Genomic DNA, 16,150 nt, shown 5'->3' on the forward strand with positions numbered 1-16,150 from the left:
AGCTTTCAGTTCGCGATTTGCGCATCCAAAAAGCCCTGCGCCGAGCCCAATCACAACGCATATGCGCAGGACTCGCCCCGACAAGCGTTCAGCCCCCGCTCTTGCCGAATTCCGCGAACGGATTGACGGTGCGCGGTGTCATCATCTTCTGCACCTGGCTCTGGCGAAGAAGATCTCCCTTCAGCTTCTCATTCAGGGCCGCGACCGCGCCGTTCTGGACGCCGATCAGTTCGTTGACCGCACGCGCGTTTTCCAACTGCATTCGCGTGTTCTGGTCCACCGAACCCTTGACGTCCTGCGACTGCCCGATCTGGCCGCTCGCTGACTGCAGAGACTGTTGGCGCTGGGTAACGCCCTGCGAGGCCTGCGAGGTCAATGCGCTTAGCAGCGAGGCCACATTGACGCTGCCGCCATAGGCGGTGTTGACGGCGCTCGTCTCCTTGCCGGCAATCTGCTGGAGCTGCTTCACCAGCTGGAGCCCATTGATGACCGCGCCGGCGATTTTCTGGATTTCGGGCGAAAGGCCGCCAAACGAAAGAGCCCCGCCGTTCAGGATCGATCCGAACGACGGCGCCTGGGCAATCGACATATTGCCGCCAAGGCCCATCTGCCCGATCCCGAGCGAACCGTCACGACTGCCGCTGAGAGCCTGCAGGATCTCCTCGCTCTTTTTCAGGATATCCTTGTTCGAATCCATGATGGAGTTGGTGTTGTCCGCATTCTTGCGGGCGACATCGAGATTGGCGCCATCAATGACGGCAATCTGTGCGTGGGCCGTGCTTGCCCAAAGCGCCAGACTGGCAGCAATCGCGAATTTTTTCATGTCAGCCTCCTATTGCTGTAGAGAATTGATCACGCTGGCAGCGCCGGCAGGATCACTGGTGATGATCATCGAGCGGCTGTCGGCCGAGCTTGCCCGCGCGTTCTCAAGTGCGCATGGTAGCCACCGGCCGCGATCGATCCTCAACCGCTCCAATTCCGCGGGATCACAAGAGAACGGGTTTGGAGAGCCGCTCTTCGGCTGTTGCACCAGCTTGGACGACTGCGATGCCTGAACATTCTGCAACGATAGAAGTTGGGCCAGCAACGTCGTAAAATCCCCCGCCTGGGCGAGGTACTGGTTAGTGACATCGGCGTTGATCCCACGAGCCGACGAGTTCAGCTCCCAGGCGTCCTTGTATTCGGTCACCTGGCCAACGTTGCCCGCCAGCGCGTCGATTGCCGCGCCGTTGGCGCCGATCTGCGATGAGCTTGCATCAAGGCCGCCAGCCGCCTTCCTCACCGTGCCCATGGCCGCGTCCTGAGCCGTGCCGCCTGCGCCGTCGGCCGTTACGATCGAGAATGGCGGCGGCGCGGCGGCCGGAGCCTTGCCGCTCGACACATAGTCGTTGAAGTAGCTGTTCCAGCGGCCGACGCCGCCGGCCCATTGGTTCTGCTCGCCTGCGTTCGATCCGTTGTAGAAGGAGGCGAGACAGCTGTAGTTCGTCGCCCCGCATTGCTTCACGCCCATTCCGAGGTATTTGACGCCGCCTTCGACATTTTGCTCGTTCACGTCGCGGTCCAGTCCCATGGACTTGCCGGTGCCCTTGGTCAGCTGCATGACGCCTTTGACGCCGGTGTGGCTCCCGGCGCATGTGTCGAAGCGCGATTCCTGATAGGCGACGGACAGTGCTAGGCCTTCGGGCACGCCGTATTTTTGCGAATAATAGCGGATCATCTTCACGTTGCCCGCGTCGCGCTGCAACGCTTCGGCAGGCGACCGGCGAAACATCTGTGAGCGGTATTTGTTCGAATAGGTGCAGACGACGCTTTTCTTCTTGTCGGTTTCGTCCTTCTTGGCCTCATCCGACTTCGTGCTGTGCTGCTCGTCCTCTTGCCGCTTGTCGAGATTCGGTCCGTCGATCACCGCGATCTGAGCGACCGCCACGCTCATGCTTTCCGCCGTAGCGAGAGCCATGACCAGACAAGCGCTGCTAAGCCGCTTCGTCATGCTCGTTCTCCCATCCGCAGAAGTATGGCAGCCACATCTCTGGCTCGTCGCCGAAGGTCTCCCGGAGCCGTGCGCATTCCTTGCTGTTGGCTTCGTTCGAGGACAGGACCTTGATGAGATCGGGCATCGCCGACAAATCGAGCTTGGCCACGATCGAGTCGCTGTCGTGCTTGACGAGGAAGGTGCGCGTCTCCTTCGCGGTTCGGCGCACGAACTCGAATTCCTTCGCTGTCAGCGAGAAGCGCTCCATGTAGGATTCTTTGCTCGCCTTCGGGTTGGGGAAGAAAATGTTGGTCTTCGTTTGCTCGATCAGTGACGACGAGATGGAGGAATTGACGACGTCTTCCGCTGTCTGCGTGCCGAAGCCCACCACGCCGTTGCGGCGACGAATGGTCTTCAGTGTCTCGTTGATGAAAGCGGCGAAAACCTCGTCGTCCAGCAGCTTCCAGCCTTCATCGAGGAAGAGCATGATCGGCGAGCCATCAATGACTTCTTCAAGACGGTGGAAGATGTAGAGCAACGCCGCCGAACGCAGCTTTCGGTCACTCAGGATCTTGGTCATATCGAACCCGACAACCGGCTTCGAAAAATCGATGAGATCGACGGGATTGTTGAAAAGCCAGCCTTTGTCCTTCGGGTCGAGCCAGGGCTGTATCCGTGCGGCCAGATCGTTCATGCCGGGCATGAGCGAGCCGCGCAGCACTTCGGGTAGCAGGTCGAAGGTGCGCTGTTCGCGCGGGATCTTGTAGATCATGTCGACGGCGGCGTTGATGACGCGCATCTCCGCCACATCAAGCGTGCCGCCTTCCGGGGTCAGAATGTAGAGGAGCAAATCTTCCAGGAAAGAACGGTTTTCTGCCGTGTCATCAAGCTGCAATGGCGCGAACCCGGTCGGCTGGGAAGGTTCCATCACCTCGTAGCGACCGCCGAGCGCCCGAACGAAAATTTCAGCACCGCGCATATAGTCAAAATAAACACATCGCGGCCGCGGCATGATGCGCATGGCCTGCGCCATCAGGAACGACAGCACCACGGTCTTGCCCGATCCGGTCGGGCCGAACACCGTGAAGTGCCCGACATCGTGAACGTGGAAATTGAAATAGTATGCCGTCTGGCTGGTCGTTTCGAGCAAAGCGATGGGCCGTTTCCAGTGCAGCCGCTCACGTTGGCCGGAGGGGAAATTGTGTCCGGAGAAAAGGCCGGCGAAGTTAAGCGACGAGATCAACGCACGTCGCGCGATGTAGCTGAAATTTCCCGGCAATTGCGCCCAGAAGGCCAGTTCCGTGTTCAGTGTCTCGCGAACCGGCACGATCGACATCCGCGAAAGCTCGGCCGTGATGTCGGATAGCGCACGGTTGAGCCCGGTCATGTCCGGCGCCAAGGCCATGACGCTCATGTGATGTTGCCCGAAGACCACTTCGCCGCCGGCCAGCTTGTCGGCGCCGTCGTGGACGGAGTCCTCGACCGTCGTGCCCGCCTCGTCTGAACCCTCGACCTGGTTGGCGATGGTGTTGATCCTGCGCATCGCCGTTACACGGTCCTCGATCGCGAAACTCTGCGTCAGGACAAACTCATGTGGCAGACGCAAGAGACCGTCCAATGAGCCCGGAGCTGTGAACGGTGGGTATTCCTTGATCGACACCATGGCGCCGAGCTTGCCTGCGTCCGGCCCGCGAAGTTCCAGCGCGGATTTGCCGAAAAACAGCTGTCGTGTCGCCAGCACATCGCCAAGGCTCATGCGCGGCAAAGGCATTTCCACGTCGACGCCGCCGGCGAGGATCTTCGCCAAGAATTCCGCCGGCTCGGAAAAGAAGCTTTCGCGGCGTTTTACGACGCCGAGAAGACGCGCACCATAAGCCGTGAAATCCTTGACGACGCCGTCGAGAACGTCACGCAATTCGGCCATCGCCTCTTCGCGGGTTTCCTCGCCCGCGGTACTTATGCGAAACGCATTGAGCGCCTTGTCCACCCAGCCGACGCGGCCGACCATCGGTCGGCGTATGACAGTCAGATACGCCTCGTTGACGAAAAGGTTTTTCGCCCCAAGCTCATCCATGTAGCGGGCGTCGAGCTCGGCCACGAAAGGATTGTCAAAGTCGCCTTCGATCTCAGGCGTCACGTGGCGGCGGATGATCGTCGTGTAGACCGCAAAGCGAGACGTCGAGAGATTGCGGAACGTCGTGTTGCGGTTGAACATTCGGCTGTTCAGCTCGGCCTGGTCCATTGTCTGGAACGGCAGGCCACTAAGCTGGATGACGCCGACAAGAAAGCCGCTCTTCGTCACAATCAGATTGTCATCGGCATGGCGAAGGTAAGGGATGTGCATCGCCGCGGGCTTTTCGCGGCGGCGCTCACGGCCAAATTTCAGGTCGGCATCGAGGCTCATGGCGAATAGCTCCTCGCCCCCCAGAAAGTAAGGTTCGCCACCGCTCCGCGTTTGGAGACGCGCCGCTCGAAAATATGAAACATGTAGGGGTCGCGCTGGCACAGGTATGCGCTGACCAGATGCACTACGCCGAACACGCCAAGGCCGAGCATGAAGCTGCTCGTGGCGATAAAACCGATCACCGCCAGGATGCCGTTCAGGGCAAAAACCTCATATCGCACCCCCCATTTCATCGGGGGGCGTGTCAGTGGCAGGCTGACCGGCTCGACATAGACTTCCTCGTCGTCCATGTCTCAGCTGCCTCCAGCGGTCGCGCGAACCGCATCCACCAGTTGGGCAGCGCCGAAGATGAGAGCGATGCCAATGATGATGGAAAAAGCCATCATCCACGCCAGCCGGCCCGTCATGGCGAGGAAGCCGAGAAAACAGACCGCGATGATGGCGAATGAGCGCGCGATGTTGCCCTGCAGAACTCCGACGAACCACTCCAGCACGTTTTCGACTGGCGCCGCCGACTGGGCATACGCAGTGGCTGGCGCGAGAGCTATTCCGACCGCCGAGGCCAAGGCCAGTTTCAGGGCAAATTTGCCCGCTTTCCTGTATTCCACCCTTGGCTCCTTTCAGTTGCCGAGATCCATGACATGACCATCCTGCCAAGCGTCCTCGCTTGCTGGCGGAGCGGCCGCGAGCGTCTCGGATTTGGTCAGGGCGGACTTCTTCACCACACCGCCGAACTTCCAGCGGTTCAGTATTTTCACGATGTATTCCGCCGTCTCCGGATTCACCGGAATGCCCTGCGCCTTGTAGACGCTGTTGGGCCCGGAGTTGTATGCCGCCAGCATCAGCAGCGGATCCCCGAATTCGTCATAGAGTGACTTCAGGTAGCGAAGGCCAGCCCGGACATTTGCCTGTATATCGCAACGGTCGCTGACCCCTAGATCGGCCGCCGTGCCCGGCATCAGCTGCATGATTCCCAGGGCTCCGGCTTTTGAGGGACCCTGACTGGCGCCGAGATCGCTTTCGGCCCATGCAATTGTCTCGGCCAGATCGGCGTCGAAGCCTTCCTCTTGCGCGATTGAACGCACAAGTCGGGAGACCTCGGTCCGATTTACGGTCTTACACTCCCCCGGCCTTTGCGCCTCGGCCGCGGCAAGAGCTTGCGCCGGCGTTGCAAAGGCGATTGCCACGCGGTCTGATGCCAGGTCCCGGCCGTGCGCTTGCAACGGCAACGTGGCGCCAAAGAGCGTGAGCAGAAGAGCGGATCGAGTGTTCATACTGTCGCCAAAATTTAACACTTTACTATGGCTACACGCAGCCCTAGTAAAGTGTCAACACGATATCGATCACAAGGACGGATTTCGATGAAACAGACGGCCCTTTGCATGGTTTTGCTGCTGCAGGGCACCGTGGCTTATGCTGCCGGCGCCGACGTCCCGAGCGCCTTCGCGCAACCCTCGGAGCATTACCTGCTCCAGTTTGCAAAGCCGGGCAAGAAGGTGTTCGTCTATGAACGCTACGATGGGAAAGGCGCGCTCTTTCAGCGCGACGCGGCCGCTCTCATCGGGCCAGTTAAAGTGCCGTCGGCGACCGAGCGCGTCGTCAACGGCGTGACGTACCGGCTGCGCGGCCTTGCCGCCTGCCCAAAACCGAAGATTGCGTACAAGACGCAGCAGTGGGACTGCACGAAAGCCGCGCAGGACTACGAAGAGGCGATCTACAACGATCGTGCATCCGTCGTGCTTTGCAAAACACTCGTGCTGCAAAGCAGGAAGGGTGAACCCGACGCTGTCTCGTGCTTCTCGCTCGTGGGTGCGGGTAACGCAAACGACCCGTACAACGTCGCCTACGACGACGACGAAATGGTTTTTTTCGACATGGCGGCGATCGGACGCAACAAGGACGGCAAGTCGCTGCGCCCGGATCTCGAGCATTCCGCCGAACTCGGTGGACAGTTCCAGGAATGAAGCGGGCGAGCCTCGCAGTGCTGGCCGCATTTCGGTTGTGTGCATCGGCACAGGCCCAGGATGCATCGGAGTCTGCCGTGCCCCTCGCGGTATCGAAATCAGCTCAACTGCTGACTGGAGATACATGGCGTGACGGAGATCACCTTTTCCGCCTCTATGGCGTGCAGTCATGTCTTCGAGGCACATCAGCCGAAGAGCCAAATGGGAACAAAATCGATTGCGGGAACACCTCGCTGGCGCATCTCGCAGCGCTGTTCGACAGCGCGGCGGTTACGTGCCAGCCAATCGGCCACGCCCTGGACAAGGCGGTTTTTGTCGTGTGCGGTGCGCAGCTCAATGGCGAAACAATTGACGTTGGCACCGCGCTCATAGCGACCGGATATGCGTTTGCCGCAACGACAGCAAAGGGCAAAGCCGTCAATGAGAACTACCTCGTCGCGGAAATCAACGCTAAGATGAAACGTGCGGGTTTGTGGGGCACGACGTTTCAGCATCCTGTGCAGATGCTGCTAAACAAGCGTTCGGAGAGACAACAATGAAGCACGACGATGATGCGCACAGATATTACTATCCCGTGGAAGGACGCACTGACGGCGCCGTCGGCGATGCTGTCGCTCTCATCGCGATCATCTTGGTGCCGGCAGGAATCTATGCGGCCTGGAATACCGTGGCCTCATGGATTTCAGCGCTCTTCTCCTAGGACTGCAGTTTCGCAAAAGAACGGAGCAACGCGCGAAAATCGTCGACATCAACCTCGCACCAGTCGTTCCCCAACAACCGCCGGAAATAAGCTGCCTTCATTTTCATCTCAACGACATCGGCCACCGGCGCAGCGGCCGCGCGCCGACGCGCGATAGCCTCCTCCGCCATGACCGAATCCAATCGCCGGCCGATCAGAGTCGCGTCCGGCCCTTCGGCCCTCAGCCATCGCTTGCCGAGACGTTCAACCATGGCGACTGCATGACGATGCGCCGCGAGCAGATTCGCGACCCCATCGGGCTCTTCCATCACTCCGTTGTTACAGACCACTTGAATGGGCATCGACCGGCTCCACGCGCATGACAATCGTAAATGATACCTGGGGAGGCGAGAAAAATAGGGATGGGTTCATCTTCTGCTTCTCGGGCTCCCGAAGCCCTGGCTTCCGCTACTTTTCGCTCATGCGGTCACACTACCTGCCACCAGACAAACGTTTCAGATTGTAGTCGAAATTGCCCTTGGCCGGCGGTTTGCGAAACATCTCCCACGCAGCAACCGTGTTCAGCGTCTCCAGCGGGTCACCCGTCATCCGATCTTCCCGTGCCGGCCAAAATCGAGTTGATAAAAACGTTGATTGAGGACGAAGGCACGATAGGATACGAAGCCTAGCGAAACGGAACGAAACTAGAGCCTATAAGTTGTTGTTTAGGAACGGAAAGTTATTTCTCCCTCCGCCGAGAGACGGGAGTGATTTCAAAGAATTATTCAAACGACTGGCGGCGGCGGGTGCGGGTCGACTGTTGGCCAAAGACGGGTTTCCTGCTGGCCCATGGACGCCCGAGCTCCTTGCAGAGGCGATTTCACTGATTGATTCCAACCGGGTTGGGGTCGATCTGCGAACGGTGCAGCTTTGGTTTCAAGAGAACGAGAAGGGAATTAGCATTGCCAACATTCGTTGGCTGGCCAGGATTTTTGGATGCGATGATCCGGTCGCAACTAGCGAATGGCAGATTGAGCTTAGTGAGGCGCAATCGCGGTTATCGGCCAAGAGACGAGAATGGAGGAGGGCCGGAAGCAGCGTTGCACAGGAGATTCCAGATACGGCACCGACTGCGCCCTTCGATGACGAGACAGACTCCCCGGTAGAGCTGACACTGGATACTGACCCCAAGGGGCCGAGCCGGCGTTTTAGTTTGGCGAGGAAATCGGAGGCGTTTTTTAGTCGCGGATCTCCCCTGAATTTACCGACGTCGGTGTTTGCGGGCGTCACCGCTCTTGGGTTTTTGTCGTATCTTACGGGGATTCACAGCGTGACGTATGACCGGGCGGATGGCGTCGTCAAGCAGGTTGGGTTTCTTTGGACGGCGAATTGGACATTCGTCTTCATGGTATTTTTGCCACTGTTTTTTGCCTTCGTGACCGAGCTGGTGACCTTTTGGAAAGACGAAGGCCGCCCAAAGCTTGTAGCGCAGGGCGACAAGATGAAAAGCGATGATGCCTGGGCTCGCACCGTACAAGCTTCTTCGTATTCATATTGGGCGGTTTTTTTGATTTGTGTGGTGTTCGCCGGTCTTTTTCAGTGGATCGGCGTGTCTTTAATCCCGTTGCTCAAAGGTGGTGGCAACTATGCGACGGATTGGGGCTCGTTAGCGATTGTGCGCCCTGAGGTTATATCGGTGCCGGAAGCAATCGTTTTCACGGGGCTCGCTTACCTGTATATGTGTCTCTGTTTTTATCTGTTCTTCGTAGGCCTCATTTTGCTTTATACGGTGATCCATGATCTTTGGAGAATTGGAGAAGCAGCGAGTAATCGGCCGGAGGTGGATTATCAACACGAGCTCCATGAAGCCAGCCTCAGGGTTATGCGTGCGATTTTTCGGTGTACTGTTTTGGGGCTTCTGATCGCCATAGTCATGAAGCTCCAGAGTGCTTACCTGACATCGCGTGGAGAGAATATTGTGTCTTGGTTGGTCGGCGATATGTCTTCCGCCTTTTATGAGCGCAATGATCTGAGCGCCAGGATCATCTACCGTAGGCCGACCCATTACAGTAGCCTTCTTATCGCTATTTCGATCTGTGTTGTATTTCTGTACGGCTCCATCCGTTTAGGTGTCGAGCGTCGGTTTTGTATGTCTTCGTGGAGGATGTCAGTGATCGTAGCGTTACTCGTGGCTAGCTATTTGCTGATCGATGCATTTTCTGGCTTTTCGATCCTTCTGGGCGTTGGAGTGCTGTTCGCAATATACGGCCTGTTTGATCCAGGGTTGGGGCGAGGGCAAGCGAGTAAGTTAGGAAACAATCAGAGTGTATCATAGTTGGCTTGATCGTTGGGATGAGCGGCGGGCGCGACGCGGTGAGGAAGGGAAGAAACCAACGGATTTCGCCCTTGACGCGGAACGCGCCTTTCCAGGTGCGAAGAAGATAAAAAGTATCGAGGAATTCTGTGCCCTTGCGGACCAGGCCGTAGCTGATCCAGCCTTTTTCGATGACCCGAATGTGAGTGATCAGGGGTTTGAAAGGCTAGATGGGTGGCTCAAATTTCCATCGGACATTTCTACTGATATCGAACAGAACAATGTCGTCTCGGCGAAAATCACAGAAAGCCGGTCGTTCGATCAGGCGTTGGTGATTTTTCACCATTGGAATGCAAGCTTCCGGAATCGTCAGATTGCCAATTTTTTCTCGCAGCGTGGCATCACGGTTGTCGAGATTGCTATGCCTTATCACTTCGAACGCAGCCGTCCCGGCTCCGTGCACGCCGACTATATGCTTAGCCCTAATCTCGGTCGAACGATCCAATCTGTAAGGCAGGCAGTGTTGGATGGGCGAAAACTCATACGTTGGTTGAAGATCGAAGGCTATCGAGAGATTTCGGTTCTCGGTATGAGCTTAGGCTCCTGGGTTGCGGGGATGGTCGCGGCGCACGACTCGGCTGTGTCAAAAGCCTCGTTGTTTCTGACGGCCGGGAGTCTAGCGGATATGGTTTGGACGGGTCGCGCGACACGATTGATACGTGATAGCCTTGTGCCTGAGATTGAGCTGACCGATCTCAGAAGGGCCTGGGGTCCACTTAACTTGGAGAATTACGCACATAGTTTGGCGCGGCCTGATCTCGATCTTCATGTCGTGTTGGCTAAGAGAGACAAAGTGGTGTTGCCAGAGCTATCGGAGAGGTTCATGCAGAGGCTGAAGGACGCCGGAGCTAGGCCAAATATTTTGAAATTAAACTGTGGTCACTATTCGCTCGCCATGCCGCCTTACATTTTATTGGCCGGTTTGAGCTTGAAACGGTTTCTGTCGCGTGCTGACAAGTCGGCCCGGCGAGCATGAGTTTGGCTTTGGCCGGTCGTCATCCATGTCAAAGTCCTGTTATCATTCCCGCCGCTAACAGCCGACGCTGACAGCAGCGGCCCGACAGCCGCGGCGGGGGGCGCTAGTCGGCCGCCGGGCCTGACCGGCAGGGCAAAGGAGCGACGCCGGCGCTGGGCGAATTATAGCCCTTTAGGAACACTCGTGGGGGGCGAGGTGTCGGCTCTGCCAGGCGGGTTCCTTTCGGAAAAGAGGAAGGTCGCCGGATCAAGTTTCAACGCCTTGGCGATCGCCGCAATCGTGTCCACGCTGATATTGCCACTCGCGCGTTCGAGTTTCATGTATGTCGCCTCCGCCACGCCGATGAGTTCGGCCATCTCATAGCGGTGCAAAATACGTCGTTGTCGCTCAAAATCGATAATATGCGCCAGCCGCTTGCGGATCGCATTGTCGTCCAACCGATGCGCCCATTCCGGAACTTTCTTACCGCCGGCGAGCAGTCCTGCAAAAGACAATTGCAAGCCGTTTGCCATGACCTGCAGCGTCGTCAATGTGACATTATTCTTCTGACGCACAGTCTGAATGTAGGTTCGATAGGCCAGTTTTTCGCCCTCGGCGGTCCGAAACAGTTCGGCCATGTGCATATGGGATAGGCCGCGTCTGGCTCTCTCCCGCTCAAGCGTCAGGGCAATGTTGGCGCGCAACGGGTTGTTCACCACGCCTCCGTCGTCTCGTTTCATAAATCGATGTAGTCGCACAAACCTGCCTTTTCGACCTGTCCTTTTTCGCGCGGATCATCCATAGTAAACTGTCAAATCTGCAGCGAGGAAAAGGCTATGACCATACTCAAATTTCTACTGGGGGGTGCCGTCGCCATCGCGGGCGCCGCAGCTCTTCCATCCCAATCAAAAGCGTCGGAATGGGGCTGTCAGGTCCTCCTATGTCTTTCCGGCGACTGGCAAGGCACCCCCTCGTGCCACCCGCCAATTTACAAGTTGATTGCGGCGATGGAAGCCCCGGGTTTCAATTGGCCGACCTGTCCGCAAGCCAACTCGAGCGCGGCGAGATTTGAGAAGTATGAGGATTGTCCGTCTGGCTGGCAAGCAGTTGGCAGCTCCGAATCCGATCGGCCGGGCTTAGGTCAAGAACGGAACATCTGCCGCCTCGCGGCTGATAGGCTCTCCTTGCCCGTCGTTTTCAAAAACAACGCCCTCGGCGGGCATCATGGAGACGGATCACGTCAGGTCCAAATCGAAATCGACGGCAAGGCGGTTGCGGCAACAATCCAGACCGCGGGGAACGATCGAGGGCATTCCATTGGTAGTGGCCCGACCTACTACACCATCCCTCGACCGATGCGCGGAAAGCCCTGGTTCATCGATTATGATGACGCGAACGGCGTGCGCCAGAAAAGCTGGTTCAATCTCAACACGCCATAAGCCAGGCCATCACGTAGGACGAGGACTATGAGGGCCACAATTCAGGGAGGTTTGTAGTGTTCAAGGCGCTTCTGCTATCCACAATGATTATGAACACAGGCGCAGTGTTGACGGCGGCTGGTCAGAGCGACAAGCCGCGATCAAGTGTGGACAATCCTATGTGGCCCGCTTCACTGAAATGGGACTGCAGGACCGCTGCCAAAATCGTGTGTGAGCGTGGTGGCAGTTGCTCGGTGGCTGAGGACCACACGGGATTTGTGCTGAACTACGGCAGCAACGAGGCTGAGTTCCCGGCCAGCAATGTCAGGATCAAACGTCACTATCAACAGACCGTGCAGGCAAGCCCTTTGCAGCAGGAAGTCAAAGTCGAACTGGCCGACAACCGCGTTCTATGGCTGACGGCCGTGGATGCCAGCCGCACGTATTCGGAAGCGTGGGTCGGCGCACTAAGCGAGCTGAAGGGTGGCGCGGTACTGATGGAATCCGAGGGAGTCTATTGCATGCCGCACAAGTGAGTGCGCCGAGAGGACAGGCGAGCAAGGCGATGTGGTCTGACCGGGGCACCGACCCCGGCGTTTAGGAAGTGTTCAAAGTCTTCCGTCCGATTTTATCGAGCGGTGAGGTGATGGTAAGTAATATCGATCTGTCGTATCGAGATGTAGAGCAGGAGTAACTGCAACGGCACTTCATCTTGCTCCTCTATGTGACTGACGAAGACTTGAGGCGCGCACCATGCGTACTTTGCATAACTGGGAAATATTAATTATAACTGGTGAAAGTCGCATAAGATATCTTATGGAACTTTGTAAATCGTTGAAATAAAACACTATTTACGCACTACAGCAACCGCGCATCCAGATCAAAGGCTTCAATCCGCTCTATCCGAATCCCAGCGGTCGCGGGATGGCGATGATTGATGATTACGTTCTGGTCTGGGCTGTCCGCAATCGAAACGATCGCAGACGGAATGAACAGTATTGCCGCTCGATTGCTCGCGAGCCACTCATCTCCGATTCTCTGCGTTTCCGCCTCCCGCCGACGCCAATCCTCGGGAAGATCCGCCAGAGTGATGGGTTCAACGGGCATCTCATCTGACACCTCATAAACCACCATCGCAAGCGCCGGCAGCAGCTCCGGGTCCTCAACATGAACGAGCTTTTCGAGAACGCAGAGCGATGGCGATGTCGCGGCGTATGTCAGAGGACGGCCCACCGTGTTCCACCGGCCGTCGAACCGGAGACCGTAGCCCCCGTCGAAGGCCTCCGCGAATTGCAGGCTCGAAAGTCGCCAAAGCCGCATCAAGCAGCAGCACCCCAGGCAATCTTGCCGAGAATGGTTTCGATTACGCGCGCGCCGGCCTCGGTCTGGGCTACAGTTAGCGGCGTCTCACGCCCCAGCTCAGCCAACTCTTTACGCAGCCAACGGTTCGCCTTGCCGGCATCACCAAACGTCTCTTCCGCAAGCGACTGGATGCGGACAAGGCGCACGGCCCGATCGGACTCGTCTATCGTCAGCGGCTGGTTCTTCTCGGCGCGGTGTCTGCGCGTGCGCTGCGGAATGACAAAACGCTCGATCTCCTGTTCACTCATGCCGGCGAGAGAAAGCCCCTTCAGCGTGGCGAGTGGAAGCCGCCGCCGCACCACGGTCGCAAGATCGGCCTGCGAGCGAACGTCCGCTCCAAGCACGGTCACGCCGCCCAGCTTGCGGGCGACTTCCTCAATCACTGCGTTGGATGTGGCCATTTTTCTTACTCCGGCAATCTGCCACAGAAGTTAGGGCATCTTGCCGGAAATGCAATAGCATGGCTTGCCGGCGCACGCCGAGATGCGGACTCCCTGCCCTTGCGTGTGGAGGCTGAGCAGCAGGGCCGGTGTTGGCTCATCTGTCGCGACGAGCAAGGCGGGTTGGGTGCGTCAAGTTCTGCAAAATGGGCGATCATGAAGCTGGTCATGCGGCTTGGCGTAGAGCGAGCTTCTTGTGCTCGCGCAGGTCGTCCATGTTGATGTATCGGTTGGCCTCCATCCAGTTTTCGTTGGTCTCGACGGCGAGCGCCCTAACGAGGCGCAGGCAGCTTTCGGCGTTTGGGAAGATGCGCACGACATAGGTGCGCCGGCGGATTTCCTCGTTGAGCCGTTCGAGCATATTGGTGGACTTTAGGTGCTTGTGATGCTGACGCGGCAGCCGGAAGAAAGTCAGCGTCTGTTCTATAGCTTCTTCCGCCCAGGTGGTCAGTCGCGGGTAGCGGGCGGACCATTTGGACAGCCATGCGGCGAGATCGGCCTTGGCCTCGGCGAGATCGCGCCGGTCGTAGAGCCAGCGCAGTTCCTGCAGGCAATCGTCGCCGTGCTTCCTGGGCAGGTGATCGAGCGCGTTCCTGAGGAAGTGGACGGAGCAGCGCTGCCATGCGGCTTCCGGGATCACCTCGCCGATCGCCGCGACCAGGCCGGCATGGTCGTCGGACACGGCCAGTTCGACGCCCTTGAGGCCGCGTCGTTTCAAGCCGACGAGGAAGTCCTTCCAGGCCGAGCGGCTCTCGCGATTGGCCATCTCCACGGCCAGGATCTGCCGGCGCCCGTCCCAGTCGATGCCGACCGCGATCAGCACCGCCTGGCTCATCACGATGCCGGCTTCGCGCACTTTCTCGTAGCGGGCATCGAGAATGAGGTAGGGGAATGGCTCCTGAAGCGGTCGTTCGGCAAACGCCTTCAGGCTCTCGTCCAAGCGCTTGTTGATGGCCGAGATCGACGAAGCCGAGAAGGCATGACCGCACAGCTCTTCCGTGATCGCCTTGACCTTCCGGGTCGACACGCCCTGCACATACATCTCCGCAAGCGTGGCCACCAAGGCCCGCTCGGAACGCTGGTAGCGCTCGAACAGCTCGGTGGAGAAACGACCGGCCCGGTCCTGCGGAACCCGCAGCTCAAGCTTGCCGACCCGGGTGACCAGGGTGCGGCCGTAGTAACCCGAGCGATACCCAAGGCGCTCGGGCGTGCGCTCGCTCTTCGAAGCACCCAGCGCCTCCTCCATCTCGGCCTCGAGAACCTCCTGCATTACTGCACGGATCACTTCGTGCAGCCCCTCCGGGTTCGAAAGCAGAATGTCTTTGACGGCAGCGCTGGTCGATTTACCTTCTGTCTTGGTCATGGTGGCGTTCCTTCGCGGGAATCGGTGACGTTGAACATCACCAGCCTGCCATGACCGCCCTCTCTCAGCGAATTTGCAGAACTCTCAGCACACTACCGCAAGGCGCGCCTACAAGCGGCGGCGGCGCAAACGCTGGTTCGATAGCGAAAATGAATGCTGCCCAGTTGGATTCGTGCTGCGCTCTTAGGCGTCTAATTCAAGTGGCTGTTGGTCCGGCTGCTCGTGCCACATCACCATGGGCGTCAACGGGCAAATTTTTGGCACCGATCCGCGCACGACTTGATAATGTCGGGACAATCCGATCATCACCAGAGCGCCCCGCCCGCCCTGCCATTGGACCAGGGCGTTCATTGCGAGCGTGGTCGACATCGAGACGAGCTTGATCGCGGGCATCGCCCGCCCCGACGCCTGAAACCGTATCGGCGAGCGAAATCGCGAAGGCTGAGAAGCTAAGCCGTAACCCGGGCGTCAGCAAGTCGTCCAAGTAGATGCAACTCAGATCCGGATTCTGTCGGGAGACCCCTGCTTCATGTGTACACCCCTGCCGAAGGCGTGGTCTGTGGGGGGACACGACCAAAAACTGTGAAGTTCTGCATCACCCCATTTCCGGTTCCCGCTACAGTGCTGCCGGGTGTCGAGGAGTCCCCCCATGGCTGGGTGCGATCGCTGTCCTTGTAGAGCCATACGTTACGGTTTCTGCGCCTTTCGATATCTTGCGTGTTGTCGGTGGCGCGCCTGTCATCCCGCCATTCAGCGAGACCGTATATGCTGCTGCCGGTGTGCAGGTGACTGAAACCTGGCCAGTGGCATCAACATTGCCGTCAAGTACCCCCTTCGACCGAAATCGTTGTTCTGTGTCGCAACGAGGCAGTTTGCAGCGACCGTCGCATTGATGGTGAGAGTCGGATCAGCGGCCACGCTGCCCGAGGCGGTACTGCAACTGCTGCTGGCACTCGCCAGGTCGAGCATGCCGCTGATAGCAAAATCCTCCGCGACCGAGCCATTGCCGTGCAGCAGGAGCAAGGGAAGCCCGCTGCCTTTCTCGACGACGCGCAGTTTCACTCCATCGATCTTGAGAGTGCGTGCCATCAAACCGGGAACCAGGGCCTTCCTGGCGCGCGCGTGATTGTATGCTGCCAGCGACAGGGCGGTAGCCCCACCAGCGTGGCGAGCTTTATTCGCTTTGATAACATGCTGAACTCCGGCGCTGGGACTGTCG

The 16,150-nt window shown here is 58.3% G+C and carries 19 protein-coding genes and 1 pseudogene; 7 read left to right on the plus strand and 13 right to left on the minus strand.

Features of this window, described 5'->3' with window-relative positions; all coding sequences use genetic code 11:
* Positions 1-88: 88 nt before the first annotated feature.
* Genes NKI99_RS24345 through NKI99_RS24370 form a run of 6 tightly spaced genes read right to left on the minus strand, consistent with a single transcriptional unit; the run spans position 89 to position 5,650 of the window.
* Positions 89-823 (minus strand): type IV secretion system protein, encoded by a 735-nt coding sequence (locus tag NKI99_RS24345; RefSeq protein WP_023785080.1) that lies wholly within the window; start codon positions 821-823, stop codon positions 89-91.
* Between the two features lie 9 nt (positions 824-832).
* On the minus strand, positions 833-1,990 hold the full coding sequence (locus NKI99_RS24350) for a transglycosylase SLT domain-containing protein (protein WP_352442694.1): 1,158 nt from the start codon (positions 1,988-1,990) through the stop codon (positions 833-835).
* Positions 1,974-4,376: a VirB4 family type IV secretion/conjugal transfer ATPase gene (locus NKI99_RS24355; protein WP_352442695.1), complete on the minus strand. Its 2,403-nt coding sequence runs from the start codon at positions 4,374-4,376 to the stop codon at positions 1,974-1,976. The genes NKI99_RS24350 and NKI99_RS24355 overlap by 17 nt, the downstream gene beginning before the upstream one ends.
* Complete coding sequence (locus NKI99_RS24360) at positions 4,373-4,666, minus strand: VirB3 family type IV secretion system protein (protein WP_023720449.1); 294 nt, start codon at positions 4,664-4,666, stop codon at positions 4,373-4,375. Before NKI99_RS24360 ends, NKI99_RS24355 begins: the two co-directional genes overlap by 4 nt.
* Positions 4,667-4,669: 3 nt before the next feature.
* Positions 4,670-4,984 carry a TrbC/VirB2 family type IV secretion system protein gene (locus tag NKI99_RS24365; protein ID WP_023720448.1) on the minus strand — a complete coding sequence of 105 codons (315 nt, stop codon included), beginning with the start codon at positions 4,982-4,984 and terminating at the stop codon, positions 4,670-4,672.
* Positions 4,985-4,996: 12 nt separating this feature from the next.
* Complete coding sequence (locus tag NKI99_RS24370) at positions 4,997-5,650, minus strand: lytic transglycosylase domain-containing protein (RefSeq protein ID WP_352442696.1); 654 nt, start codon at positions 5,648-5,650, stop codon at positions 4,997-4,999.
* 87 nt (positions 5,651-5,737) lie between these two features.
* Between NKI99_RS24370 and NKI99_RS24375 the strand changes: the two genes are divergently transcribed.
* From NKI99_RS24375 to NKI99_RS24385, 3 genes are read left to right on the plus strand one after another with little or no spacing between them, the layout of a single operon-like run.
* Positions 5,738-6,340 (plus strand): hypothetical protein, encoded by a 603-nt coding sequence (locus NKI99_RS24375; RefSeq protein WP_352442697.1) that lies wholly within the window; start codon positions 5,738-5,740, stop codon positions 6,338-6,340.
* Entirely contained in the window at positions 6,337-6,879 is a 543-nt protein-coding gene (locus NKI99_RS24380; RefSeq protein ID WP_352442698.1) for a thermonuclease family protein, read from the plus strand. The genes NKI99_RS24375 and NKI99_RS24380 overlap by 4 nt, the downstream gene beginning before the upstream one ends.
* Positions 6,876-7,040, plus strand: a complete 165-nt coding sequence (locus NKI99_RS24385; RefSeq protein WP_352442699.1) for a hypothetical protein — start codon at positions 6,876-6,878, stop codon at positions 7,038-7,040. The genes NKI99_RS24380 and NKI99_RS24385 overlap by 4 nt, the downstream gene beginning before the upstream one ends.
* Here NKI99_RS24385 and NKI99_RS24390 read toward each other — a convergent pair.
* Positions 7,037-7,381: a hypothetical protein gene (locus NKI99_RS24390; protein WP_352612328.1), complete on the minus strand. Its 345-nt coding sequence runs from the start codon at positions 7,379-7,381 to the stop codon at positions 7,037-7,039. The genes NKI99_RS24385 and NKI99_RS24390 overlap by 4 nt on opposite strands.
* A gap of 359 nt (positions 7,382-7,740) precedes the next feature.
* On the opposite strand from NKI99_RS24390, the gene NKI99_RS24395 reads away from it, so the two are divergent.
* Together NKI99_RS24395 and NKI99_RS24400 are read left to right on the plus strand one after the other, a co-directional pair.
* Positions 7,741-9,354 (plus strand): RcgA family putative transporter, encoded by a 1,614-nt coding sequence (locus NKI99_RS24395; protein ID WP_352612330.1) that lies wholly within the window; start codon positions 7,741-7,743, stop codon positions 9,352-9,354.
* Positions 9,344-10,369: an RcgR family putative quorum lactone hydrolase gene (locus NKI99_RS24400; protein ID WP_352442701.1), complete on the plus strand. Its 1,026-nt coding sequence runs from the start codon at positions 9,344-9,346 to the stop codon at positions 10,367-10,369. Before NKI99_RS24395 ends, NKI99_RS24400 begins: the two co-directional genes overlap by 11 nt.
* Before the next feature lie 161 nt (positions 10,370-10,530).
* Here NKI99_RS24400 and NKI99_RS24405 read toward each other — a convergent pair whose 3' ends face one another.
* Entirely contained in the window at positions 10,531-11,064 is a 534-nt protein-coding gene (locus NKI99_RS24405; protein WP_352442702.1) for a helix-turn-helix domain-containing protein, read from the minus strand.
* Positions 11,065-11,184: 120 nt separating this feature from the next.
* Between NKI99_RS24405 and NKI99_RS24410 the strand changes: the two genes are divergently transcribed.
* Entirely contained in the window at positions 11,185-11,787 is a 603-nt protein-coding gene (locus NKI99_RS24410; RefSeq protein WP_352612332.1) for a hypothetical protein, read from the plus strand.
* A 56-nt stretch (positions 11,788-11,843) separates the two neighbouring features.
* Positions 11,844-12,302, plus strand: a complete 459-nt coding sequence (locus NKI99_RS24415) for a hypothetical protein (protein ID WP_352442704.1) — start codon at positions 11,844-11,846, stop codon at positions 12,300-12,302.
* 322 nt (positions 12,303-12,624) lie between these two features.
* On the opposite strand, the gene NKI99_RS24420 is transcribed toward NKI99_RS24415, so the two are convergent.
* The 5 genes and pseudogenes from NKI99_RS24420 to NKI99_RS33915 all read right to left on the minus strand — a co-directional run.
* Positions 12,625-13,086 (minus strand): RES family NAD+ phosphorylase, encoded by a 462-nt coding sequence (locus NKI99_RS24420; protein WP_128304915.1) that lies wholly within the window; start codon positions 13,084-13,086, stop codon positions 12,625-12,627.
* Positions 13,086-13,529 (minus strand): Xre family toxin-antitoxin system antitoxin, encoded by a 444-nt coding sequence (locus NKI99_RS24425; RefSeq protein ID WP_127296804.1) that lies wholly within the window; start codon positions 13,527-13,529, stop codon positions 13,086-13,088. Before NKI99_RS24425 ends, NKI99_RS24420 begins: the two co-directional genes overlap by 1 nt.
* Before the next feature lie 205 nt (positions 13,530-13,734).
* Positions 13,735-14,931, minus strand: a complete 1,197-nt coding sequence (locus NKI99_RS24430; protein WP_352612334.1) for an IS256 family transposase — start codon at positions 14,929-14,931, stop codon at positions 13,735-13,737.
* A gap of 183 nt (positions 14,932-15,114) precedes the next feature.
* A complete protein-coding gene (locus tag NKI99_RS24435; RefSeq protein WP_245486263.1) occupies positions 15,115-15,324 on the minus strand; it encodes a hypothetical protein in 210 nt (69 codons plus the stop codon).
* Between the two features lie 134 nt (positions 15,325-15,458).
* Positions 15,459-15,879: pseudogene (locus NKI99_RS33915) on the minus strand (Csu type fimbrial protein); the annotation flags it as partial.
* Positions 15,880-16,150: the final 271 nt, after the last annotated feature.

Source organism: Mesorhizobium sp. M0239, from assembly GCF_040321815.1.
GTDB lineage: Bacteria > Pseudomonadota > Alphaproteobacteria > Rhizobiales > Rhizobiaceae > Mesorhizobium.